The sequence below is a fragment of the Streptomyces sp. NBC_00988 genome, from assembly GCF_045162645.1.
In the GTDB taxonomy this organism is placed as follows: Bacteria; Actinomycetota; Actinomycetes; order Streptomycetales; family Streptomycetaceae; genus Streptomyces.
In genome coordinates this window covers 4,719,023-4,737,827 of the sequence record NZ_CP108730.1, presented here as the reverse complement: position 1 = coordinate 4,737,827, position 18,805 = coordinate 4,719,023, and the positions used below count along the sequence as shown (strand labels likewise).

Here is an 18,805-nt window from a genome sequence, read left to right as displayed (position 1 = left end):
CTTCCCCATGCGTGTCAACCGGATCCTGCTCTCCGTGCCGCTGGTCGTCGTCGCCCTCGTGATCCAGGTGAGCGTCCTCGCCCGCCTCCACCTCCCGGGCGCCGTCCCCGACCTGCTGCTCCTCACGGTCCTCGGCCTGGCCATGGTCTACGGCCATGTCGCGGGCGCCCTCATCGGCTTCGGCGCGGGCCTCCTCGCCGACCTGGCCCCGCCCGCCGACCACGCGGCCGGCCGGTACGCCCTCGTCCTGTGCGTCATCGGCTACCTCGCGGGCCTGGCGAAACCGGAGAACGGCCGCCTGAAGTCGGCGACCGGCCCGATGGCCGTCGTGGTCGCCGCCGCCATCGGCGCCACCCTGCTCTACGCCGGTGTCGGCGCCCTCGTCGGCGACACCGCCGCCCGCCATGTCGGCCTGGGCAGCCTGCTGTTCACGGCCTCCCTGTACGACCTGCTGCTCGCCCCGTTCGTCGTCCCCGGGATCATGGCGCTGGCCCGGCGCGCCGACAACGACCCGCTCGCGGAGACCAACGCCGCCAAGTCGGCCGACATCTCCTCGGGTTGGCTCTCCTCGGGCACCGGCCTGAAGATCGGCGGCCAGCGCGGCGGCCTGCGGATGAAGACCGCACGCGCGCGCGTGGCCCGTGCGGGACGTATCAAGGGGGTCAAGAGGCTTTGACCACCGGGGAGTTGGCGCACGGACTCACAGGTCCGTCGTATAGGACTCATACACGCATCGTGTACACGCACTGAGAGGGGGAGGCAGCACAAGTGACCAACATCCCGGAGACCGGTCGGACTCCACGGGTTCAGATCAGGCTCGTCGTCATCCAGATTCTCGTCCTCTCCCTCCTCGGCACCCTCGGCGGGCGCCTCTGGTACCTGCAGATCCGTGAGGGCGCCGCGTACCAGAAGGAAGCGTCCGGCAACCACGTCCAGCAGGTCGTCGAGCCCGCGGTGCGCGGTTCGATACTGGACGCGCGCGGTGTGCCCCTCGCCGACAACGAGACCCGGCTCGTGGTCTCCGCCTCCCGCACCGACCTGCTGAAGCAGGCGGACGACGGCAAGGCCGTCCTCACCAAGCTGGCCGGCGTGCTGGGCCTGAAGCCCGCGGACGTCATCCAGAAGGTCCGGCTGTGCGACGCGAAGACCCCGCAGCCCTGCTGGAACGGCTCGCCCTACCAGCCCATCCCGATCACCGACGAGGCCACCGCCAAGCAGGCCCTGCAGATCCGCGAGCGCGCCGAGGACTTCCCCGGCATCACCGCCGAGCCCGAGGCCGTACGGCGCTACGCGGCCCCCGGCGACGCCAACGCGGCCCAGGTCCTCGGCTACCTCTCGCCGGTCACCGACGACGAGATCACCCAGGCCAAGGACAGCGACTCGCCGTATCTGCGCTCCGACCAGGTCGGCCGCTCGGGCCTTGAGCGCGAGTACGACAAGGAGCTGCGCGGCAAGGCCGGCGTCACCCGCTACGAGGTCGACAACCTCGGCCGCGTCATCGGCAAGGCCAAGTCCGACGCGCCGGAGCCCGGTTCGAACCTCGTCACCAGCATCGACGCCCGCGTGCAGCGCGTCGCCGAGTACCAGCTCGACAAGGCGATGAAGACCGCCCGCACGCAGTTCGACAAGATCACCGGCGAGAACTACAAGGCCGACTCCGGTGCCGTGGTCGTGATGGAGGCCAAGACCGGCCGGATCGTCGCCATGGCGTCCGCGCCGACGTACGACCCGAACGTCTGGGTCGGCGGCATCTCCGCCAAGGACTACAAGCAGCTCACCGGCAAGAACTCCGACTACCCGCTGCTGAACCGCGCCATACAGGGTCAGTCGGCGCCCGGTTCGACGTTCAAGGTGGTCTCCACGGCCGCCGCGGTCGAGGCCGGCTACACGTGGGACGGCGGCTACCCCTGCACGAGTTCGTACTCGGTGGGCGGCCAGGTCTTCAAGAACTTCGAGGGCGAGAACTTCGGCCCCATCTCGCTGGGCCGCGCGCTGGAGGTCTCCTGCGACACCGTCTTCTACGGTCTCGCCGACGCCCAGTGGAAGAAGGACGGCGGCATCAACCCGAAGAAGGGTGAGCCCAAGGACTACTTCTACAAGGCGGCCCACCAGTTCGGCCTCGGCAAGGTCACCGGCGTCGACCTCCCGAACGAGGTCACCGGCCGGATCCCGGACCGCAAGTGGAAGCAGGAGACCTGGGAGGCCAACAAGGCCTACTGGTGCAAGACCGGCAAGAAGGGCGGCACGTACGTCCAGCAGATCGCGTACGAGAACTGCCTCGAAGGCAACAAGATGCGCGAGGGCGACTCGATCAACTACTCCATCGGCCAGGGCGACACCCTCGTCACGCCGATCCAGGAGGCCATGGTCTACGGCGCGCTCGCCAACGGCGGCACCGAGTACGTCCCGACCATCGGCAAGGCGATCGTCAGCGCCGACGGCAAGACGGTCCAGGAGATCAAGCCGCAGGTGAAGGCGAAGCTGCCGATCAGCGCGGCCACCCACAAGGGCATCGACAAGGCCCTCGCGGGCGTGGTCACCAGCGGTACCGCCGCCTGGAAGTTCCAGGGCTGGCCGCAGGACAAGATCGAACTGCACGCCAAGACGGGTACGGCGGAGGTCTACGGCAAGCAGACCACCTCCTGGTTCGCCACGTACACCAAGGACTACACGGTCGTCATGACGATCGCGCAGGCCGGTACGGGTTCCGGTGCCTCCGGTGAGGCCGTGCGCAACATCTACAACGCGATGTACGGCGTCCAGGCCGACGGCTCCATCGACAAGAAGAAGGCGATGCTGCCCACGCCGCAGACGAGCCTGCCGAAGGTCCGCGCCGACGGCACGATCGCCTCCCCGAAGATCACCGCCGACCCGGCCAAGGAGCTGGAGAAGCAGCAGGAGAAGGCGACCGAGGGCGGCGTCACGCCCGCGGACGACACCCAGCAGCCGGCCATCGCGCCCTCACCGTCCACCACCAACAGCAACACCCGCAGGCGTCCGCGCAGAAGGGGAAACCGGAGGATGCTCACGTGACCGGCAACAGCTTCTCCGTCTCCGGATACGGGCCCGACCGGGCCGGCTGGACGCGGGTGTTCGCCCGTGACTCGCTGGCCCGCCGGCTGGACTGGCCGATACTGCTGTCGGCGGTCGGCCTGTCCCTGATCGGCTCGCTCCTCGTCTTCTCGGCGACCCGCAACCGCACCGAGATCAACCAGGGCGACCAGTACTACTTCCTGATCCGGCACCTGATGAACACCGGCATCGGCATCGGCCTGATGATCGCCGTGATCTGGGTCGGCCACCGCACCCTGCGCGTCGTCGTCCCGTTCCTCTACGGCGCCTCGGTGTTCGGCATCCTGCTGGTGCTCACCCCGCTGGGTTCCACGGTCAACGGCGCGCACTCCTGGATCGTGCTCGGCGGCGGCTTCTCGCTCCAGCCCTCGGAGTTCGTGAAGATCACGATCATCCTGGGCATGGCGATGATCCTCGCCGCCCGGGTCGACGCGGGCGACAAGCCCCACCCCGACCACCGCACGGTCCTCCAGGCCCTGGGCCTCGCCTCGGTCCCGATGATGATCGTCATGCTGATGCCCGACCTCGGCTCCGTCATGGTCATGGTCATCATCGTGCTCGGCGTGCTGCTGGCCTCCGGCGCCTCCAACCGCTGGATCTTCGGCCTGCTCGGCGCGGGCACCCTGGGCGCGATCGCCGTGTGGCAGCTGCACTTCCTGGACGAGTACCAGATCGCCCGCTTCGCCGCCTTCGCCAACCCGAGCCTCGACCCGGCAGGCGTCGGCTACAACACCAACCAGGCCCGCATTGCGATCGGCTCCGGCGGCCTCACCGGCGAGGGCCTCTTCCACGGCTCCCAGACGACGGGCCAGTTCGTCCCGGAACAGCAGACGGACTTCGTCTTCACCGTCGCGGGCGAGGAGTTGGGCTTCGTCGGCGCGGGCCTGATCCTCGTCCTCCTCGGCGTGGTCCTGTGGCGCGCCTGCCGCATCGCCCGCGACTCGACCGAGCTCTACGGCACGATCGTCGCCGCCGGGATCGTCGCCTGGTTCGCCTTCCAGGCCTTCGAGAACGTCGGCATGACCCTCGGCATCATGCCGGTCACCGGCCTGCCACTGCCGTTCGTGTCGTACGGAGGTACGTCGATGTTCGCGGTGTGGCTCGCGGTGGGGTTGCTGCAGTCGATCCGGGTGCAGCGCCCGATGTCCGCATAGTCACCATCTTTGCCCGGTCGTTACCGCCCCATTTACCCGAGTTTCCCGAGGGTTCATTTGGGACGCCCCCTGCCATCCCGGCTCGTCAGCAACTAGATTCGGTGCATGGCGGACACAAAGCGCGAGATCGAGCGTAAGTACGAGTCCGACGAGAGCGGTTTGCCCGACCTGACCGGCGTCGCCGGGGTGGTGTCCGTGATCGACAAGGGCGTCGTGAGTCTGGACGCCGTCTACTACGACACGGCCGACGAGCGCCTCGCCGCCGCCTCACTGACCCTGCGCCGCCGCACCGGCGGTTCCGACGCGGGCTGGCACCTGAAGGTGCCGGTCGCGCCCGGTGTCCGCGACGAGATCCGGGAACCGCTCTCCGACACCGTGCCGCGCACCCTCGCCGGACTGGTCCGCTCCCGTGTGCGCGAGGCCGAGCTGCTGCCCGCCGTCCGCCTGCGCTCCGACCGCGACGTACGCCACCTCGTGGACGCCGAGGGCAAGCTCCTCGCCGAGGTCAGCGTGGACGCCGTACACGCGGAACGCCTCACCGACGGCGGCGGCACCGCCCAGTGGACCGAGATCGAGGTCGAACTCGCCGATGACGGCGACCCGGCGTTCCTCGACAAGGTGGAGAAACGGTTGCGCAAGGCGGGGGTACGGCAGTCGTCGTCCGCCTCCAAGCTGGCGCGGGCGCTGGCGGAGACGCGCCCGTCGGGGTCGGGCAAGAAGAAGCGCAAGGCACCGCCCGTGCCCGAGGAGCCCGCGGATCCGGTCACCGCCGGCGACCACGTCCTCGCCTACGTCCGCGCCCAGCGCGACGCCATCCTCGAACTCGACCCGGCCGTACGGCAGGACGCGTACGACTCCGTCCACCGGATGCGGGTCGCCACCCGCCGGCTGCGCAGCACGTTCCGCTCGTACGGCAAGGTCCTCGACCGTACGATCACCGACCCGATCGGCGAGGAACTGCGGTGGCTGGCAGGCGAGTTGGGGGTGGACCGGGACCGGGAGGTCATGACCGAGCGCCTGACGACGGTCCTCGGCGAACTGCCCCGCACGCTGATCTCCGGCCCGATCCGCACCCGCCTGCGCACCTGGGCCAACGCCCGGCGCGGTGGTTCACGGCGTCGGCTGATCGGTGTCCTGGACTCCAAGCGGTATCTCGCGCTCCTCGACACCCTGGACGCGCTGGTCGCCGAACCGCCCCTGCTGCCCGACGCGGTCGGCAAGCCGGAGAAGGTGATCGGCAAGGCCGTACGCAAGGACTTCGGAAAGGTCTCCGCGCTCGTCGAGGAGGCGATCGAGGCGCCGCCCGGACCGGACCGCGACCTCGCGCTGCACGAGGCCCGCAAGAAGGCCAAGCGCACCCGGTACGCGGCGGAGGCGGCGACGCCGGCCCTCGGTAGCCCGGCCCGCGCGCTCGCCAAGTCCATGAAGTCGCTGACCACCCTGCTCGGTGAGCACCAGGACAGCGTGATGGTCCGCGTGACCCTGCGGGAGCTGTCCGCGGTGGCGCACGCGGCGGGGGAGAGCTCGTTCACGTACGGAGTGCTGTACGGGCGGGAGGAGCAGCGGGCGGCCGGGGTGGAGGCGGCGTTGCCGGAGGTGTGGAAGGGGATCGTGGCCGAGGGGTCCGTCCAGGTGTGACGGCTGGTGCGTACGGGTGAGGTCCGGGATCGCGTTAGTCTGGATGGTCACCCGTCCGTTCAGTCCCGCTCACGAAGGTTCGCGAGATGCCTGCCGAAGTCGCTGCGGCCGCAGAGTCCGTGTTTCCGCAGCTCGAAGCCCTGCTCCCGCATGTGCAGAAGCCGATCCAGTACGTCGGCGGCGAGCTCAACTCCACGGTCAAGCCGTGGGAGTCGTGCGATGTCCGCTGGGCGTTGATGTACCCGGACGCGTACGAGGTCGGCCTGCCCAACCAGGGCGTCATGATCCTCTACGAGGTCCTGAACGAGCAGGAGGGCGTCCTCGCCGAGCGCACGTACAGCGTGTGGCCGGACCTGGAGGCGCTGATGCGGGAGCACAAGGTCCCGCAGTTCACGGTCGACAGCCACCGCCCGGTGGGCGCGTTCGACGTGTTCGGGCTCAGCTTCTCCACCGAGCTCGGCTACACGAACATGCTCACGGCCCTGGACCTGGCGGGCATCCCGCTGGAGTCGAAGAACCGGACGCTCGACGACCCGATCGTCCTGGCGGGCGGTCACGCGGCCTTCAACCCCGAGCCGATCGCGGACTTCATCGACGCGGTGATCATCGGCGACGGCGAACAGGCCGTACTCGACATGACGAAGATCATCCGAGCCTGGAAGGCGGAGGGCCGCCCCGGCGGCCGCGAGGAGGTCCTCTTCCGCCTGGCGAAGACGGGCTCGGTCTACATCCCGGCGTTCTACGACGTCGAGTACCTGCCGGACCACCGCATCGCGCGGGTGGTCCCGAACAAGTCGGGTGTCCCGTGGCGGGTGAGCAAGCACACCGTCATGGACCTCGACGAATGGCCGTACCCGAAGCAGCCGTTGGTGCCGCTCGCCGAGACGGTCCATGAGCGCATGTCGGTCGAGATCTTCCGGGGCTGTACGCGCGGCTGCCGTTTCTGCCAGGCGGGCATGATCACACGCCCGGTGCGCGAGCGGTCGATCACGGGCATCGGCGAGATGGTCGAGAAGGGCCTCAAGGCGACGGGCTTCGAGGAGGTCGGCCTGCTGTCGCTCTCCTCGGCGGACCACTCGGAGATCGGCGAGATCGCGAAGGGCCTGGCGGACCGCTACACGGAGGACAAGGTCGGCCTGTCCCTCCCGTCGACCCGCGTGGACGCGTTCAACGTGGACCTGGCCAACGAACTGACGAGGAACGGCCGGCGCTCGGGCCTCACCTTCGCGCCGGAGGGCGGCTCGGAACGCCTCCGCAAGGTCATCAACAAGATGGTCTCGGAGGAGGACCTGATCCGCACGGTCTCGACGGCGTACGGCAACGGCTGGCGCCAGGTGAAGCTGTACTTCATGTGCGGCCTCCCGACGGAGACCGACGAGGACGTCCTGCAGATCGCCGACATGGCGATGAAGGTGATCGCCGAGGGCCGCAAGGTCTCCGGCCAGAACGACATCCGCTGCACGGTCTCGATCGGCGGCTTTGTCCCCAAGCCCCACACGCCGTTCCAGTGGGCCCCGCAGCTCTCGGCGCAGGAGACGGACGCCCGCCTCACGAAGCTCCGCGACAAGATCCGCGCCGACAATAAGTACGGCCGCTCGATCGGCTTCCGCTACCACGACGGCAAGCCGGGCATCGTCGAGGGCCTCCTGTCGCGCGGCGACCGCCGCATCGGCGCGGTCATCCGCGCCGTCTACGAGGACGGCGGCCGCTTCGACGGCTGGCGCGAGCACTTCTCCTACGACCGCTGGATGCGCTGCGCCGAGAAGACGCTGCCCGCCTTCGGCGTCGACGTCGACTGGTACACGACCCGCGAGAAGACGTACGAGGAGGTCCTCCCCTGGGACCACCTGGACTCGGGCCTGGACAAGGACTGGCTCTGGGAGGACTGGCAGGACTCCCTCGACGAGACAGAGGTCGAGGACTGCCGGTGGACGCCGTGCTTCGACTGCGGGGTGTGCCCGCAGATGGACACGTCCATCCAGATCGGCCCCACGGGCAAGAAGCTGCTCCCGCTGACGGTGAAGCAGCCTGCGGGGAGCGGGCACACCCACTGAGGGTGTCGGTCAACTGACGGGGTCCGAGGGGCCGTAGGCCGCGGCGATCTCCTTGGACCCCGCCCACCTGCTGTAGGTGGGTGACTGGGGCCAGCCCTCGGGGGAGTCCTGCCATTCCTCCTGGCGGCCGTACGGCAGGAGGTCGATCAGGGCGAAGCTGTGGCTGAGTTGCTCGGTGCCCCGGCCGTTGGTGTGCCAGGTGCGGTAGACGGTGTCGCCGTCGCGCAGGAACACGTTGACCGCGAATCCGCCGTCGGGCGGTGCGCCGGCATCCGCGCCGAACGAGCTGTTCGCGGTCGAGTACCACGGCATCCGGTTGCCGACCCGCTCCTTGTAGGCGAGCGCCTCGTCGATCGGGCCCTGGGTGACGATGACGAACCGGGCGTCGTAGTTGTCGAGGAACTCCAGGCGCGTGTACTGCGAGGTGAACCCGGTGCAGCCCGGGCACTGCCATTCCTTCCCGGCGAACCACATGTGGTTGTAGACGATCAACTGCCGCTTGCCGTCGAAGACTTCGGCCAGGCGGACGGGGCCGTCCGCGCCGTCGAGGGTGTAGTCGGGCATCTCGACCATCGGCAGGCGGCGCCGATCGGCGGCGATGGCGTCGAGTTCGCGGGTCGCGGCCTTTTCGCGGGCGCGGAGGGAGGCGAGCTGGTTCTCCCAGGTCGTGGTGTCAACGACGGGCGGCAGTGCGTCGGCGGTCATGGTCCCTCGCAGAGCTTGTGGGCGTGGCTGTCCCTGGTACGGGGGTAGACCGCGCCGGGCTCCGGAACTCATCGGTCGGCGCCCCGGCGAGGCGGCGGAACTTCCGCACCGGGTGTTGCCGGCGCCGGGCCCGGTCACGTTGTCGCAGGTGACCGGGCCGGGCGGGTGCCGGACGGTCAGTTGTTGCTGTTGCCCGGTTCGGGTGAGTTCAGCGCGGTCCACGGGCCGGGGCAGGTCAGGGCGGCCGCGGTGTTCGCCGAGTGGCTCTCGACGCAGATGGTCTCGAAGACCAGACCCGTGGTGGTGATGACGTCGTACTTGATGCCTGCCAGGTCCTGGTTGCCCTGACTGTGCTCGTTGACGGACACACCGCAGGCGAAGCCGTTGGTGCCGCCGTTGGGATAGCCCGTCAGGGTGCTGAGGTCGGTCCACCTCATGGTGTGGTCCTTGGCGGGGCGGACGTCACGGATGCCCGCGTAGGTGATGGTCCCGCTCACCGCGCCGCGGACCTCGTACACCTCCTGGTCCTGGAACCCGTCGATGTCGGCGCACGGCCCGGTGGCGCCGGTGGCTCCGGTGGGGCCCATCGGTCCGGTCGGGCCCGTGGCGCCCTGGGCCCCGGTGGCACCCGTCGCGCCCTGGTCGCCCTGTGGCCCGGTGGGGCCGGTCGGTCCGGTGGCTCCCTGCTGGCCGGGTTGGCCCTGCGCGCCGGTCGCGCCCGTGGCTCCGGTGGGCCCCTTGGGTCCGGTCGCGCCGGTGGCTCCCTTGTCGCCCTTCGGGCCCTTCGGGCCGGTCGGACCCGTGGGACCCGTCGGTCCCTTGCAGTCGCCCTTGCCGCCGCCTTCGGTCACCCGGGACTTGTGATGGTGGGCCGGTTTGCAGTGGTCGCCGCCGCCGCCGCCGCGGCCGGCGGCTGCCTCGGCGTGGCCGGTGGTGCTCCGTGCCGCCGCGGCGGCCGGGCCGGCCACGCCGGACGCCAGGACCAGGGCGAGCGAGGCCACCAGGCCCGCCTTCCGGAACCTGTCCCGGGCCAGCGGCCCGAGCAGCGAGGACGTCGGGAACTCAGGGCTCATCTGCGTGCTCCTTGAGAGACCGGTTCGGGTGAAGTCCCGAATCCGAGTGCGAGGGGAGCTTGACCCGCGGGGGCTCGGGTGGCGGCCGTAGAGCTGTGGAACGCGCCTGTTTGTCGTCGTATCGGACTAATCGATGCGTTCTGATGGTGCGTTTTTTACCTGTGATCACCCGTCCGGCCTCGGCCGCCGCTGTTCGGGGGCTCCGGGGCGCGGGCTCCCGCGTGGATGGACGGTCGCGGAGCGGGCGCGTGCCACTGTGACGCGCGTGTTCTCCGACGGGACGTCAGCAGTCCGGGACGGTGAGGCCGTGAAGCAGCAGACCCTCTGCCTGTGCATGATCGTCAAGAACGAGTCGCTCGTGATCGAGCGCTGTCTGGAGGCCGTCCGGCCGCTCGTCGACTACTGGGTGATCTCCGACACCGGCTCGACGGACGGCACGCAGGACCTGATCCGCAAGGTCCTGGACGGCGTTCCCGGCGAACTCCACGAGGAACCCTGGGTCGACTTCGGGCACAACCGGACCCGGAACATCCAGCACGCGCACGGCAAGGCCGACTACCTTCTCACCCTCGATGCCGACCACGTCATGCGGCAGGACGGCCCGCTGCCCCGGCTGACGGCGGGCTCGTACATGCTGCGCTACGACGCCCCGGGCACCCAGCACCGGTTCAAGCACCTGATGCGGGGCGACTGGCTGTGGCGCTACGAGGGTGTGACGCACGAGTACCCGTGCACCGACGAGCCCGACACCCAGGAGAACCTGGACGTGCTCGTCGTCGAGGACCAGGCGGACGGCGGGTGCCGCGGCGACAAGTTCGAGCGCGACGCGCGTCTGCTGCGGAGCGAGTTCGAGCGCGACCCGGACAATCCGCGCACGGTCTTCTACCTTGCCAACACCGAACGCGACCTGGGGCACACCGAGGAGGCGATCGCTCTCTACGAGCGGCGGGCCCGGATGGGAGGGTGGGGCGAGGAGGTCTACTGCGCCCTCCTGGAGGCCGGGATCCTGCGGGCGGAGAAGAACGACGACTGGCCGGGGGCGATGGACGCGTTCTCCCGAGCCTGGGACGGACGTCCTCAACGGCTCGAAGCGTGCTACGAGTTGGCGTCCCGGCTGCGGCTCGCCGGCCGGTACCGCACCGCGTACGCCCTGCTCGGTGACGTCGTCGGCAGGCCGGAACCGGGTGACCTGCTCTTCACCAAGCCCTGGGTGTACCGGTGGGGGCTTCTCTTCGAGTTCTCGATCACCGCTTACTGGGTGGGGGAGTTCGCGGCCTCGGTCGAAGCGTGCGACCGGTTGCTGGCCCTGCCGGACCTGCCGGCCGCCATCCGTCACCAGACCGCGGTCAACCGTGAGTTCTCCGCCCCGCACGTCGCCGCGGTCCCCCGGCCGTCGAACCCCGCACGCGGGCCGAAGGTCTCCCGGGCCGGCAAGGCCGCCAGGGCCAGGAAGAAGTAGGCGGTACGCCGACGCGCGCGCCGTGAGGCTCAGTCGTGCGGCGAAACCAGCCAGGTGCCGACGCCCGCCAGCGTCCCCTCCCCGGAGTCCGATTCCACATCGCGCGCGAGGTCGGCGATCGTGACGGACCGCAGGGCATCCCGGCGGGCCGCCTCGGCCGCGGCCATCGTGCGGGCGATCGGGCACGGCGTCGTACAGGCCTCGGGTGGGGTGGCCATCGGGCCGCGTTGGCGGATCTCCGTGCAGACGAAGGCCGGGTCGGGGCCGTCGATCGCCTCTACGACGTCGAGGACCGTGATCGACGCGGGGGAGCGGGTCAGGACGTAGCCGCCGGACTTTCCCTGCACCGAGCGGACCAGGCCGGAGCGGGAGAGCGCCTGGAGCTGTTTGGCCAGATAGGTCGGGGACACGTCGTGGAACTCGGCCAGGCGGGCGGCCGGGACCGGGGCCTGGGCCGAGGTCAGGACAACGCAGCAGTGCAGGGCCCACTCGACTCCGCCGGACATCTTCACTCACTCATTTTACTCAGACTCCAGTTGACTCGGATGTCTGTTGTCCGAGTATTATCTCGGATAAGAAGTATCCGGGTTTTGTCTCGGGGTGCCGTCGCGATCGGTCGGCGGTACATGTCGGACATCGGTCAGCTGGCGGCAGTCGGCTGACGTCAGTCATCTACGGAAGGCGTAGGCCATGAAGATCGCAGTCATCGGCGGAACCGGGCTGATCGGCTCGCAGGTCGTGAAGAACCTGAACGCGGCCGGGCACCAGGCCGTGCCGCACTCGCAGTCCACCGGCGTCGACATCATCAGTTGCGAGGGGCTGGAGGCGGCCGTCGCGGGCGCCGACGTCGTCGTCAACCTGACGAACTCACCGACCTTCGACGACGCCTCGATCGGCTTCTTCCAGGCGTCGATGGACAACCTGCTCGCCGCGAGCGAGAAGGGCGGGGTCGGGCACTTCGTCATCCTGTCCATCGTCGGTGTGGACCAGGTGCCGGGACTGGACTACTACCGGGCGAAGGTCCTGCAGGAGGACCTTCTCAAGGGCGGGGCGGTCCCGTACTCCATCGTCCGCGCCACGCAGTTCATGGAGTTCATGGACGCGACCCTCGCCATGACCACCGACGGCGACACCGTCCGGCTGCCGCGTACGCCGATCCAGCCGATCGCCGCCGCGGAGGTCGCCGGTGTCGTCGCCGAGGTCGCCGCGGGCGCCCCGCTGAACGGCGTCCTCAACATCGGCGGCCCGGACGTCTACCCCCTCGACGAACTCGGCCGGCTCACCCTGACCGCCAAGGGCGGCGCGGGTTCCGTCGTCACCGACGACGCCGCGGGCATGTTCGCCGTCGCCCCCGGTGACGTCCTCACCGCCCCGGACGGCGCCCGTATCACCGCCACCCACTACACGGACTGGCTCGCCGGGCACTGACCCGCTTACGGCAGGGGTGCCTTCGAGGTCCCGGCCGCGTGCGGAGAACCCAGCCGGGCCAGCGCCGCCGCGTCCTCCGTGTCCGGCTCCGCCGTGCCGACCAGCAGGCACTGGCCGGGGGCGCTCTGCACGTCGAACGTCTGGTACGTGAGCGCGATGCGGCCCACGTCCGGGTGGTTGAAGGTCTTGGACTGGCGGCCGGGCCGGCTGACGCTGTGGTCCTGCCAGAACGCCCCGAACTCCTTGCTCCCGCCGAGGAGTTCGGCGATCAGTGCGCCGAGTTCGTGGTCGTCCCGGTCGTGGCCCGTGGCCAGGCGCAGCGCCTCGGCGGAGCAGCGGGCGACGTGCTCCCAGTCGGCGAACAGGTCCCGGGCCGCGGGGTCCAGGAACAGCGAGCGGACCATCCTGCGGCGGTCACCCAGGGGTGCGAGAAGCGCGTCGGCCAGCGCGTTCGACGCGAGGACCTCCAGGCGCCGGTTGATGACGTACGCCGCCGCCGTCGGGAACGCGTGCATCAGCCTGCGCAGCGCCGGGTCCACCTCGTCGGACGGCTCGGCGGGGACGGGCCTCGGGACCAGGCCGGCCAGACGGTACGCGTGCCAGCGGGCGTCCGTGTCGAGGCGCAGGGCGCGGGCGATGGCGTCGACCACCTGGCCGGAGGGGCTGCGTTCCCGGCCCTGCTCCAGCCGGGCGTAGTAGTCGGCGCTGACCCCGGCCAGCACGGCGACCTCCTCGCGCCGCAGCCCGGCCACCCGGCGCGCCCCGGAACTGGGAAAACCCACCTCCGCCGGCGTCAGCCGGGACCGCCGCGCACGCAGGAAGTCACCGAGCGCGTAGCCGTCCGTACCGTCCATGCCGTCCATTCCAAAAGCCTACGGCGCCGCTGCCTCCTGCTCCCCGCTTCCTAGGAGTGGCGCACCCCGGAAGCCTCGTCCTGCCTCATCGGGCCGATCCCGTCGATGCTCGGAGGGCGCGGTGGACGGCTGCCGCGCGGATCACGTTTCTCCGAAGGGCTCCTCATGACCGCCACCACCGCCCAGTCCACCTCCCGTCCCGGCAAGGTCGTCCTGATCACCGGCGCGAGCAGCGGTATCGGCGAGGCCACGGCCCGGCTGCTGGCCGGGGCGGGACACCGGGTGTTCCTCGGCGCCCGGCGCGCCGACCGCCTCGCCGCCGTCGTCAAGGAGATCCGCGCGGACGGGGGCACGGCCGACCACCGCGAGCTGGACGTGACCAGCCTGGAGAGCGTGCGGGACTTCGTCCGGGCCGCGCAGGAGTCGTACGGCCGGGTCGACGTGCTCGTCAACAACGCGGGTGTGATGCCTCTGGCGATGCTGGAGGCCCTGAAGGTCGACGAGTGGAACCGCATGATCGACGTGAACATCCGCGGTGTGCTGCACGGCATCGCCGCTGTGCTGCCCGTCATGCGCGAGCAGGGCGCGGGGCACATCGTGAACGTCGCCTCCGTCGCCGGGCACCGCGTCGATCCCACCGCGGCCGTCTACTGCGCCACCAAGTACGCGGTCCGCGCCATCTCCGAAGGGCTGCGGCAGGAGAGCCGCGACGTGCGCGTCACCGTGGTCAGCCCCGGCTTCACCCGTACCGAACTGACCGACAGCATCGGCGACTTGGGCATGCGCGCGGTCGCCGAGGACATGATGGGCATCGCGATCCCCGCGACGGCGATCGGCGAGGCGATCGTCTACGCCGTCAACCAGCCCGCGGAGGTCGACGTCAACGAGATCGTCGTCAGGCCCACGGCGCAGGGCTGAACTCCGGGCGGAATGACGGGTGTTGGCGGAGGGGGTCAGCGCGCGGCGGCCATCCAGTCCGCCACCGTCGTCACCTCCGCCTGCGTCGGGAACACCTTCTCCGTGAGGACGTGGTGGACCTCCGGGTCGTTGTCGAGGCAGGCGTCGGACAGGACGGTGAGGGTGAAGTCCAGGTCGGCGGCCTGGCGGAGGGTGGACAGGACGACGCCGCTGGTGGCGATGCCCGTCAGGACCAGGTGGTCGATGTCGTTCGCCCGCAGGACCATGTCGAGGTCGCTGCCCGCGAACGCGCTGACGCGGCGCTTGGTGACGAGGATGTCGCCGGGTTCGGGGGCCACGTCCGGGTGAATCTCGTTGGCCTGGGTCGCGGCGGCCGACGCGGGGGAGCCCGCGAGCCTGCCGAACAGCTTGTTGCGGGGGCTGATCTCCGGGGCGCCGGGGCGGAACCCGACGGTCACGTAGATCACGCGGACGCCGTTCGCACGGGCCGCCTCGACCGCCTTGCGCAGGCGCGGCAGATAGGCCGGGTCGGGGTAACGGTCCACGATCACGCGCTGGACGTCCATGACGAGGAGGGCTTGCTCGGACACCGGGGTCCTTCCGCGAGCTGAGTGCTCGGTCACTAAGTCATCAGGTGATTACTTGCCTAACGTAACCATGCCCTGTAGTCATGTCAACGAGTGATTACTTGAGCTGGTCGAGGGAGGTCGCCGGTGGTGGTGACGGGTGACGTGAATGAGGTCGACGGGCTCCGGCGACGGGACGCTGCGGCGACCCGGCAGGCGCTGCTGGAAGCCGCGAGCAGTCGGTTCACCCGACTCGGGTACGACCGCACGACGTTGCGGGACGTCGCCGCCGACGTCGGGGTCAACCTGGCGCTCATCAAGCGGTACTTCGACTCGAAGGAGGGGCTGTTCAAGGCGGCCCTGGCCTCAACTCCCCGCTTCCTGGGCCGGGATGAGGAATTCCCCTCGGACCGGGCCGGTCTCGCCGAGGCGCTCAGTCACCAACTGTCCGCCGGTGCCTGGCCGGAGTTCGGCGAACACCCCGTCCTGATGCTCCTGCGCGGTTCCGGAGACGAACGCGTGGACGCCCTGCGCCGCAAGGCTCTGGACGAGTTCAGCCGCCAGATCCTCGAAGCGTCCGGCGAGGGCCCGGCCGGGGAGGACGACGAACGGCTGCTGCGCGCGGAACTCCTCGTCGCCCTCGGCGTCGGCGTCGCCGTCGTACGGTCCGCCGTAGGCCTGCGCCCCCTGCGGGACGCGACCGCCGAGCAACTGGCCGCGCCACTACGGGAGATCGTCGACGCGCTGCTGGCGCCCCCTGCCGACGACCGCTGAACTGCCGCACAATGCGCGGGTGGACGACATCACGATCCGCCCCGCCGAACCAGCCGAGCTGGACGTCGTCGCGGGGCTCCGGTGGCGCTGGATTCTTGAGAACGGGGATCAACCCGTCACCACCCGGGAGGAGTTCGTACGGCACTTCGTCAACTGGGCCGCGGAGAACGGGAGTTCGCACCGGTGCGTGGTCGTCGTACGGGACGGCGTGCTCATCGGGATGGCGTGGCTGGCCGTGGTCCAGCGGGTGCCGAGTCCGCAGGCCCTGCGGCGGGCCAGCGGTGATCTGCAGTGCGTGTACGTGATCCCCGGCGAGCGCGACGGCGGTGTCGGCGGACGGCTGGTGGAAGCAGTGCTGGCCCGCGCTCAGGACCTCGGGCTCGAACGCGTCACCGTCCACTCCTCACCCCGGGCGATCCCCGCCTACGCCCGCCGCGGCTTCGCCTCCTCGCCCCGGCTCCTGCACGCCCGTGTCTGCCGCGGCGACCCCTACCCTTGACCGATGCCTGAACTGATCCTGCCCGACGCCCGGTTCCGGGTCTCGTTCCTGGACGCCGTGTACGAGCACCTCGTCGAGGACGACTTCTTCGGCGGCACGCTCGCGCGCGAACTGCGGGAGCACGGCAGCACCTGGCGGCAGCCGGCCGGGTTCGAGCGGTACGTCGAGGCGGTGCGCGAGGAGGAGTCGGAGGACGGCCGCCGGCCCGAGGGCTTCGTGCCGAACACCTGGTACTGGTACGTCGACGGCGACACCTACCTCGGCCGCATCCAGCTACGGCACCGCCTCACCCAGTGGCTCCTCGACTACGGCGGCCACATCGGCTACGGAGTCCGGCCGGGCGCCCGGCGCCGCGGGCACGCGACCGCGATGCTCCGTGACGTCCTGCCGTACGCTCGTGAACTCGGCCTGGATCCGGTCCTCGTGACCTGTGATGCCACCAACATCGCGTCCCGCAAGGTGATCGAGGCCGGTGGCGGGAAGTTCGAGGACGAGCGGGACGGGAAATTGCGGTACTGGATCCGGACCCGGACGGGGAGCTGAGGCGTCTTGCCCGGTATGGACGCCCCCAGGAAATTCGAGAAGCCGCCCGCGCGGCCGTCGCCGCAGTCGCCCGAGGGATGTCTCGCCGTCGCGATCCGCGTCCCCGTGCGGATCGTCGTCCTCGTGCTGGTCGTGCCGGTACGGCTGGTGTGGGACGGGCTGGTGGTCGGCGGGCGGTTCCTGTACCGGACCGTGCTGCGGCCGCTGGCACGCGCGGTGTTCGTGTGGCCGTGGGTGGCGCTGTGGCGGTACGTCGTCGTGCCGCTCGCCAAGGCGCTCGGCCGGCTCACCAACCTTCTTGTCCTTGTGCCGCTCATCTGGCTGTACCGGTATGTGTTCACCCCGGTCGGGCACGGCCTCGCCTGGGTCGCCCGGCGGATCGGGGGCGGGCTGGCGTGGCTGTACGCGCGCGTGCTCACTCCCGTCGGGCACGCGTGCGCGTGGGTGGTCAACGGGGTGGCCGCAGGAGTGGCGTGGGTCGGCGGCGGGGTGGCCGCCGGCGTGGGCTGGCTCGGGCGGTATCTGCTCGTCGTGCCCGCCGGGTGGCTGTACGCCTGGATCCTCACGCCGATCGGGCACGCGATCGCCTGGTGCGGGCGGGGGCTTCTGTGGTCGGTGAGGGCGATCGGTACGGGGATCGGTGTCGTCCTGTACTGGGCGGCCCGGATCCTGCTCGTGCTGCCCGCGATCGCCCTCTGGCGCTGGGTGCTGACGCCCGTCGGGCGCGTGCTCGCCGTCATCGGGCGGGAGGTGTGGGACGCCCTCGGGCATGCCTGGCGGATCGCCGGGCACATCTCGCTCGCCGTGGGGCGGGTCCTCGGGACCCTCTTCCGGTGGATCTTCGTCGAGCCCGTGAGCTGGGTGTACCGGACCGTGCTCACCCCGGTCGGACACGTCGTACGGGACCTGGTGCTGCGGCCCGCCGCCGAGGCCGCGCGTGCTGTGGGGCGGGTCACCCGGCAGGTGCTGGCCGCCGCGCGCGAGTCCGCCCGGCAGGCCCGCGCCGACTTCCGGCGGATGGTTTTCGGCGAGCCACGGCAGCCGGAGCCGGTGGAGCGACGGGAACCGATGGGCGACGAGACACGTACTCTTGGTAGAAGTACGACCGTTCTCACGAAGGACTAGGACACTGGGCAAGCGACAGCCCGAAGGCCCGCCGCCCGCACCCGCGGTGCAGCGCATCCGACTGCGCTACACCAAGCGCGGCCGCCTCCGGTTCACCAGCCACCGAGACTTCCAGCGCGCCTTCGAGCGTGCGCTGCGCCGCGCCGAGGTGCCGATGGCGTACTCGGCGGGGTTCACGCCGCATCCGAAGGTGTCGTACGCCAATGCCGCACCCACCGGCACGGGCAGTGAGGCGGAATACCTGGAGATCGCGCTCACCACCGAGCGCGACCCCGACAAGCTGCGCGAGCTGCTCGACGAGTCCATGCCCGTCGGGCTCGACATCGTCGACGCGGTCGAGGCCCGGACCTCCGGGCTCGCCGACCGGCTCACGGCTTCCGTGTGGGAGCTGCGGCTCGACGGGGTGGCGCCCGAGGACGCCGAGCGCGCGGTGGCCGCGTTCAACTCGGCCGAGAGCGTCGAGGTCCAGCGCATGGCCAAGAACGGCATGCGGACGTTCGACGCCCGCTCCGCCGTAGCGCATCTTGAGACGGTTGGTCCACAGGCTGATAGGCCTAGCGACCAGGCCTGTGCGATACTCCGGTTGGTTGTTCGGCACGTGACGCCTGCCGTTCGACCCGACGACGTCCTGTCCGGTCTTCGCGCCGTGGCCGACCTGGCGCCGCCGGTCGCCGCAGCGGTGACCAGGCTGGCGCAGGGGCTGTTCGATGAAGAGACCGGCACGGTGACCGACCCGCTCGCGCCCGACCGCGAGGCAGCAGTGACCGGGAACACCACGGTCGCCGAAGCTGCCGCCGCGAAGGCGCCGGCGTAGGGAAGGTTCCGCGTAGGGACCGATGTCGTAGCGCCGCCCTCGGACTCGGGAGCCACCTGGGTCGGGCAGCGTACCGACCACAAGACTTTCGCCAGGCCGTCCGCATCTGGGCGTACGGAACCGGCGAGA

At 70.3% G+C, this 18,805-nt stretch carries 18 protein-coding genes; 13 read left to right on the top strand and 5 right to left on the bottom strand.

What is annotated here, in order from left to right:
• The first annotated feature begins 7 nt into the window (after window positions 1-7).
• The 5 genes from mreD to OG496_RS21525 all read left to right on the top strand — a co-directional run bounded on the left by mreD (window position 8) and on the right by OG496_RS21525 (window position 7,918).
• Complete coding sequence (mreD, locus tag OG496_RS21545; protein ID WP_405972036.1) at window positions 8-676, top strand: rod shape-determining protein MreD; 669 nt, start codon at window positions 8-10, stop codon at window positions 674-676.
• Window positions 677-768: 92 nt separating this feature from the next.
• Complete coding sequence (gene mrdA, locus OG496_RS21540) at window positions 769-3,033, top strand: penicillin-binding protein 2 (protein WP_399391559.1); 2,265 nt, start codon at window positions 769-771, stop codon at window positions 3,031-3,033.
• A complete protein-coding gene (gene rodA / locus OG496_RS21535) occupies window positions 3,030-4,226 on the top strand; it encodes a rod shape-determining protein RodA (protein ID WP_366490858.1) in 1,197 nt (398 codons plus the stop codon). The genes mrdA and rodA overlap by 4 nt, the downstream gene beginning before the upstream one ends.
• 105 nt (window positions 4,227-4,331) lie before the next feature.
• Entirely contained in the window at window positions 4,332-5,864 is a 1,533-nt protein-coding gene (locus OG496_RS21530) for a CHAD domain-containing protein (protein ID WP_405972035.1), read from the top strand.
• An 86-nt stretch (window positions 5,865-5,950) separates the two neighbouring features.
• Window positions 5,951-7,918: a TIGR03960 family B12-binding radical SAM protein gene (locus OG496_RS21525; RefSeq protein ID WP_405972034.1), complete on the top strand. Its 1,968-nt coding sequence runs from the start codon at window positions 5,951-5,953 to the stop codon at window positions 7,916-7,918.
• A gap of 9 nt (window positions 7,919-7,927) precedes the next feature.
• Here the strand turns inward: OG496_RS21525 and OG496_RS21520 are convergent, their stop codons facing one another.
• On the bottom strand, window positions 7,928-8,623 hold the full coding sequence (locus OG496_RS21520) for a DUF899 domain-containing protein (RefSeq protein ID WP_405972033.1): 696 nt from the start codon (window positions 8,621-8,623) through the stop codon (window positions 7,928-7,930).
• Between the two features lie 176 nt (window positions 8,624-8,799).
• Window positions 8,800-9,696, bottom strand: coding sequence for a hypothetical protein (locus OG496_RS21515; protein ID WP_405972032.1), 897 nt, complete (start codon window positions 9,694-9,696; stop codon window positions 8,800-8,802).
• A gap of 307 nt (window positions 9,697-10,003) precedes the next feature.
• On the opposite strand from OG496_RS21515, the gene OG496_RS21510 reads away from it, so the two are divergent.
• Window positions 10,004-11,155, top strand: coding sequence for a glycosyltransferase (locus OG496_RS21510; RefSeq protein ID WP_405972031.1), 1,152 nt, complete (start codon window positions 10,004-10,006; stop codon window positions 11,153-11,155).
• Between the two features lie 29 nt (window positions 11,156-11,184).
• On the opposite strand, the gene OG496_RS21505 is transcribed toward OG496_RS21510, so the two are convergent.
• Window positions 11,185-11,661 carry an RrF2 family transcriptional regulator gene (locus tag OG496_RS21505; RefSeq protein ID WP_405976671.1) on the bottom strand — a complete coding sequence of 159 codons (477 nt, stop codon included), beginning with the start codon at window positions 11,659-11,661 and terminating at the stop codon, window positions 11,185-11,187.
• A 184-nt stretch (window positions 11,662-11,845) separates the two neighbouring features.
• Here OG496_RS21505 and OG496_RS21500 point away from each other — a divergent pair, with 184 nt between their 5' ends.
• A complete protein-coding gene (locus OG496_RS21500) occupies window positions 11,846-12,583 on the top strand; it encodes an SDR family oxidoreductase (protein WP_405972030.1) in 738 nt (245 codons plus the stop codon).
• Between the two features lie 5 nt (window positions 12,584-12,588).
• On the opposite strand, the gene OG496_RS21495 is transcribed toward OG496_RS21500, so the two are convergent.
• Complete coding sequence (locus tag OG496_RS21495) at window positions 12,589-13,437, bottom strand: helix-turn-helix domain-containing protein (RefSeq protein WP_405976670.1); 849 nt, start codon at window positions 13,435-13,437, stop codon at window positions 12,589-12,591.
• Between the two features lie 165 nt (window positions 13,438-13,602).
• On the opposite strand from OG496_RS21495, the gene OG496_RS21490 reads away from it, so the two are divergent.
• Window positions 13,603-14,355, top strand: coding sequence for an SDR family oxidoreductase (locus OG496_RS21490; protein ID WP_405972029.1), 753 nt, complete (start codon window positions 13,603-13,605; stop codon window positions 14,353-14,355).
• 35 nt (window positions 14,356-14,390) lie between these two features.
• On the opposite strand, the gene OG496_RS21485 is transcribed toward OG496_RS21490, so the two are convergent.
• Window positions 14,391-14,945, bottom strand: coding sequence for a cysteine hydrolase family protein (locus OG496_RS21485; protein ID WP_405972028.1), 555 nt, complete (start codon window positions 14,943-14,945; stop codon window positions 14,391-14,393).
• A gap of 141 nt (window positions 14,946-15,086) precedes the next feature.
• On the opposite strand from OG496_RS21485, the gene OG496_RS21480 reads away from it, so the two are divergent.
• The 5 genes from OG496_RS21480 to OG496_RS21460 are packed head-to-tail and all read left to right on the top strand — an operon-like array spanning window position 15,087 to window position 18,676.
• Entirely contained in the window at window positions 15,087-15,695 is a 609-nt protein-coding gene (locus tag OG496_RS21480; protein WP_405972027.1) for a TetR/AcrR family transcriptional regulator, read from the top strand.
• Between the two features lie 19 nt (window positions 15,696-15,714).
• Window positions 15,715-16,194, top strand: a complete 480-nt coding sequence (locus OG496_RS21475) for a GNAT family N-acetyltransferase (protein ID WP_405972026.1) — start codon at window positions 15,715-15,717, stop codon at window positions 16,192-16,194.
• Window positions 16,195-16,197: 3 nt separating this feature from the next.
• Entirely contained in the window at window positions 16,198-16,737 is a 540-nt protein-coding gene (locus tag OG496_RS21470; RefSeq protein ID WP_405972025.1) for a GNAT family N-acetyltransferase, read from the top strand.
• Window positions 16,738-16,752: 15 nt separating this feature from the next.
• Window positions 16,753-17,862 (top strand): hypothetical protein, encoded by a 1,110-nt coding sequence (locus tag OG496_RS21465; RefSeq protein ID WP_405976669.1) that lies wholly within the window; start codon window positions 16,753-16,755, stop codon window positions 17,860-17,862.
• A gap of 46 nt (window positions 17,863-17,908) precedes the next feature.
• Window positions 17,909-18,676, top strand: coding sequence for a TIGR03936 family radical SAM-associated protein (locus OG496_RS21460; RefSeq protein WP_405972024.1), 768 nt, complete (start codon window positions 17,909-17,911; stop codon window positions 18,674-18,676).
• Window positions 18,677-18,805 lie beyond the last annotated feature (129 nt).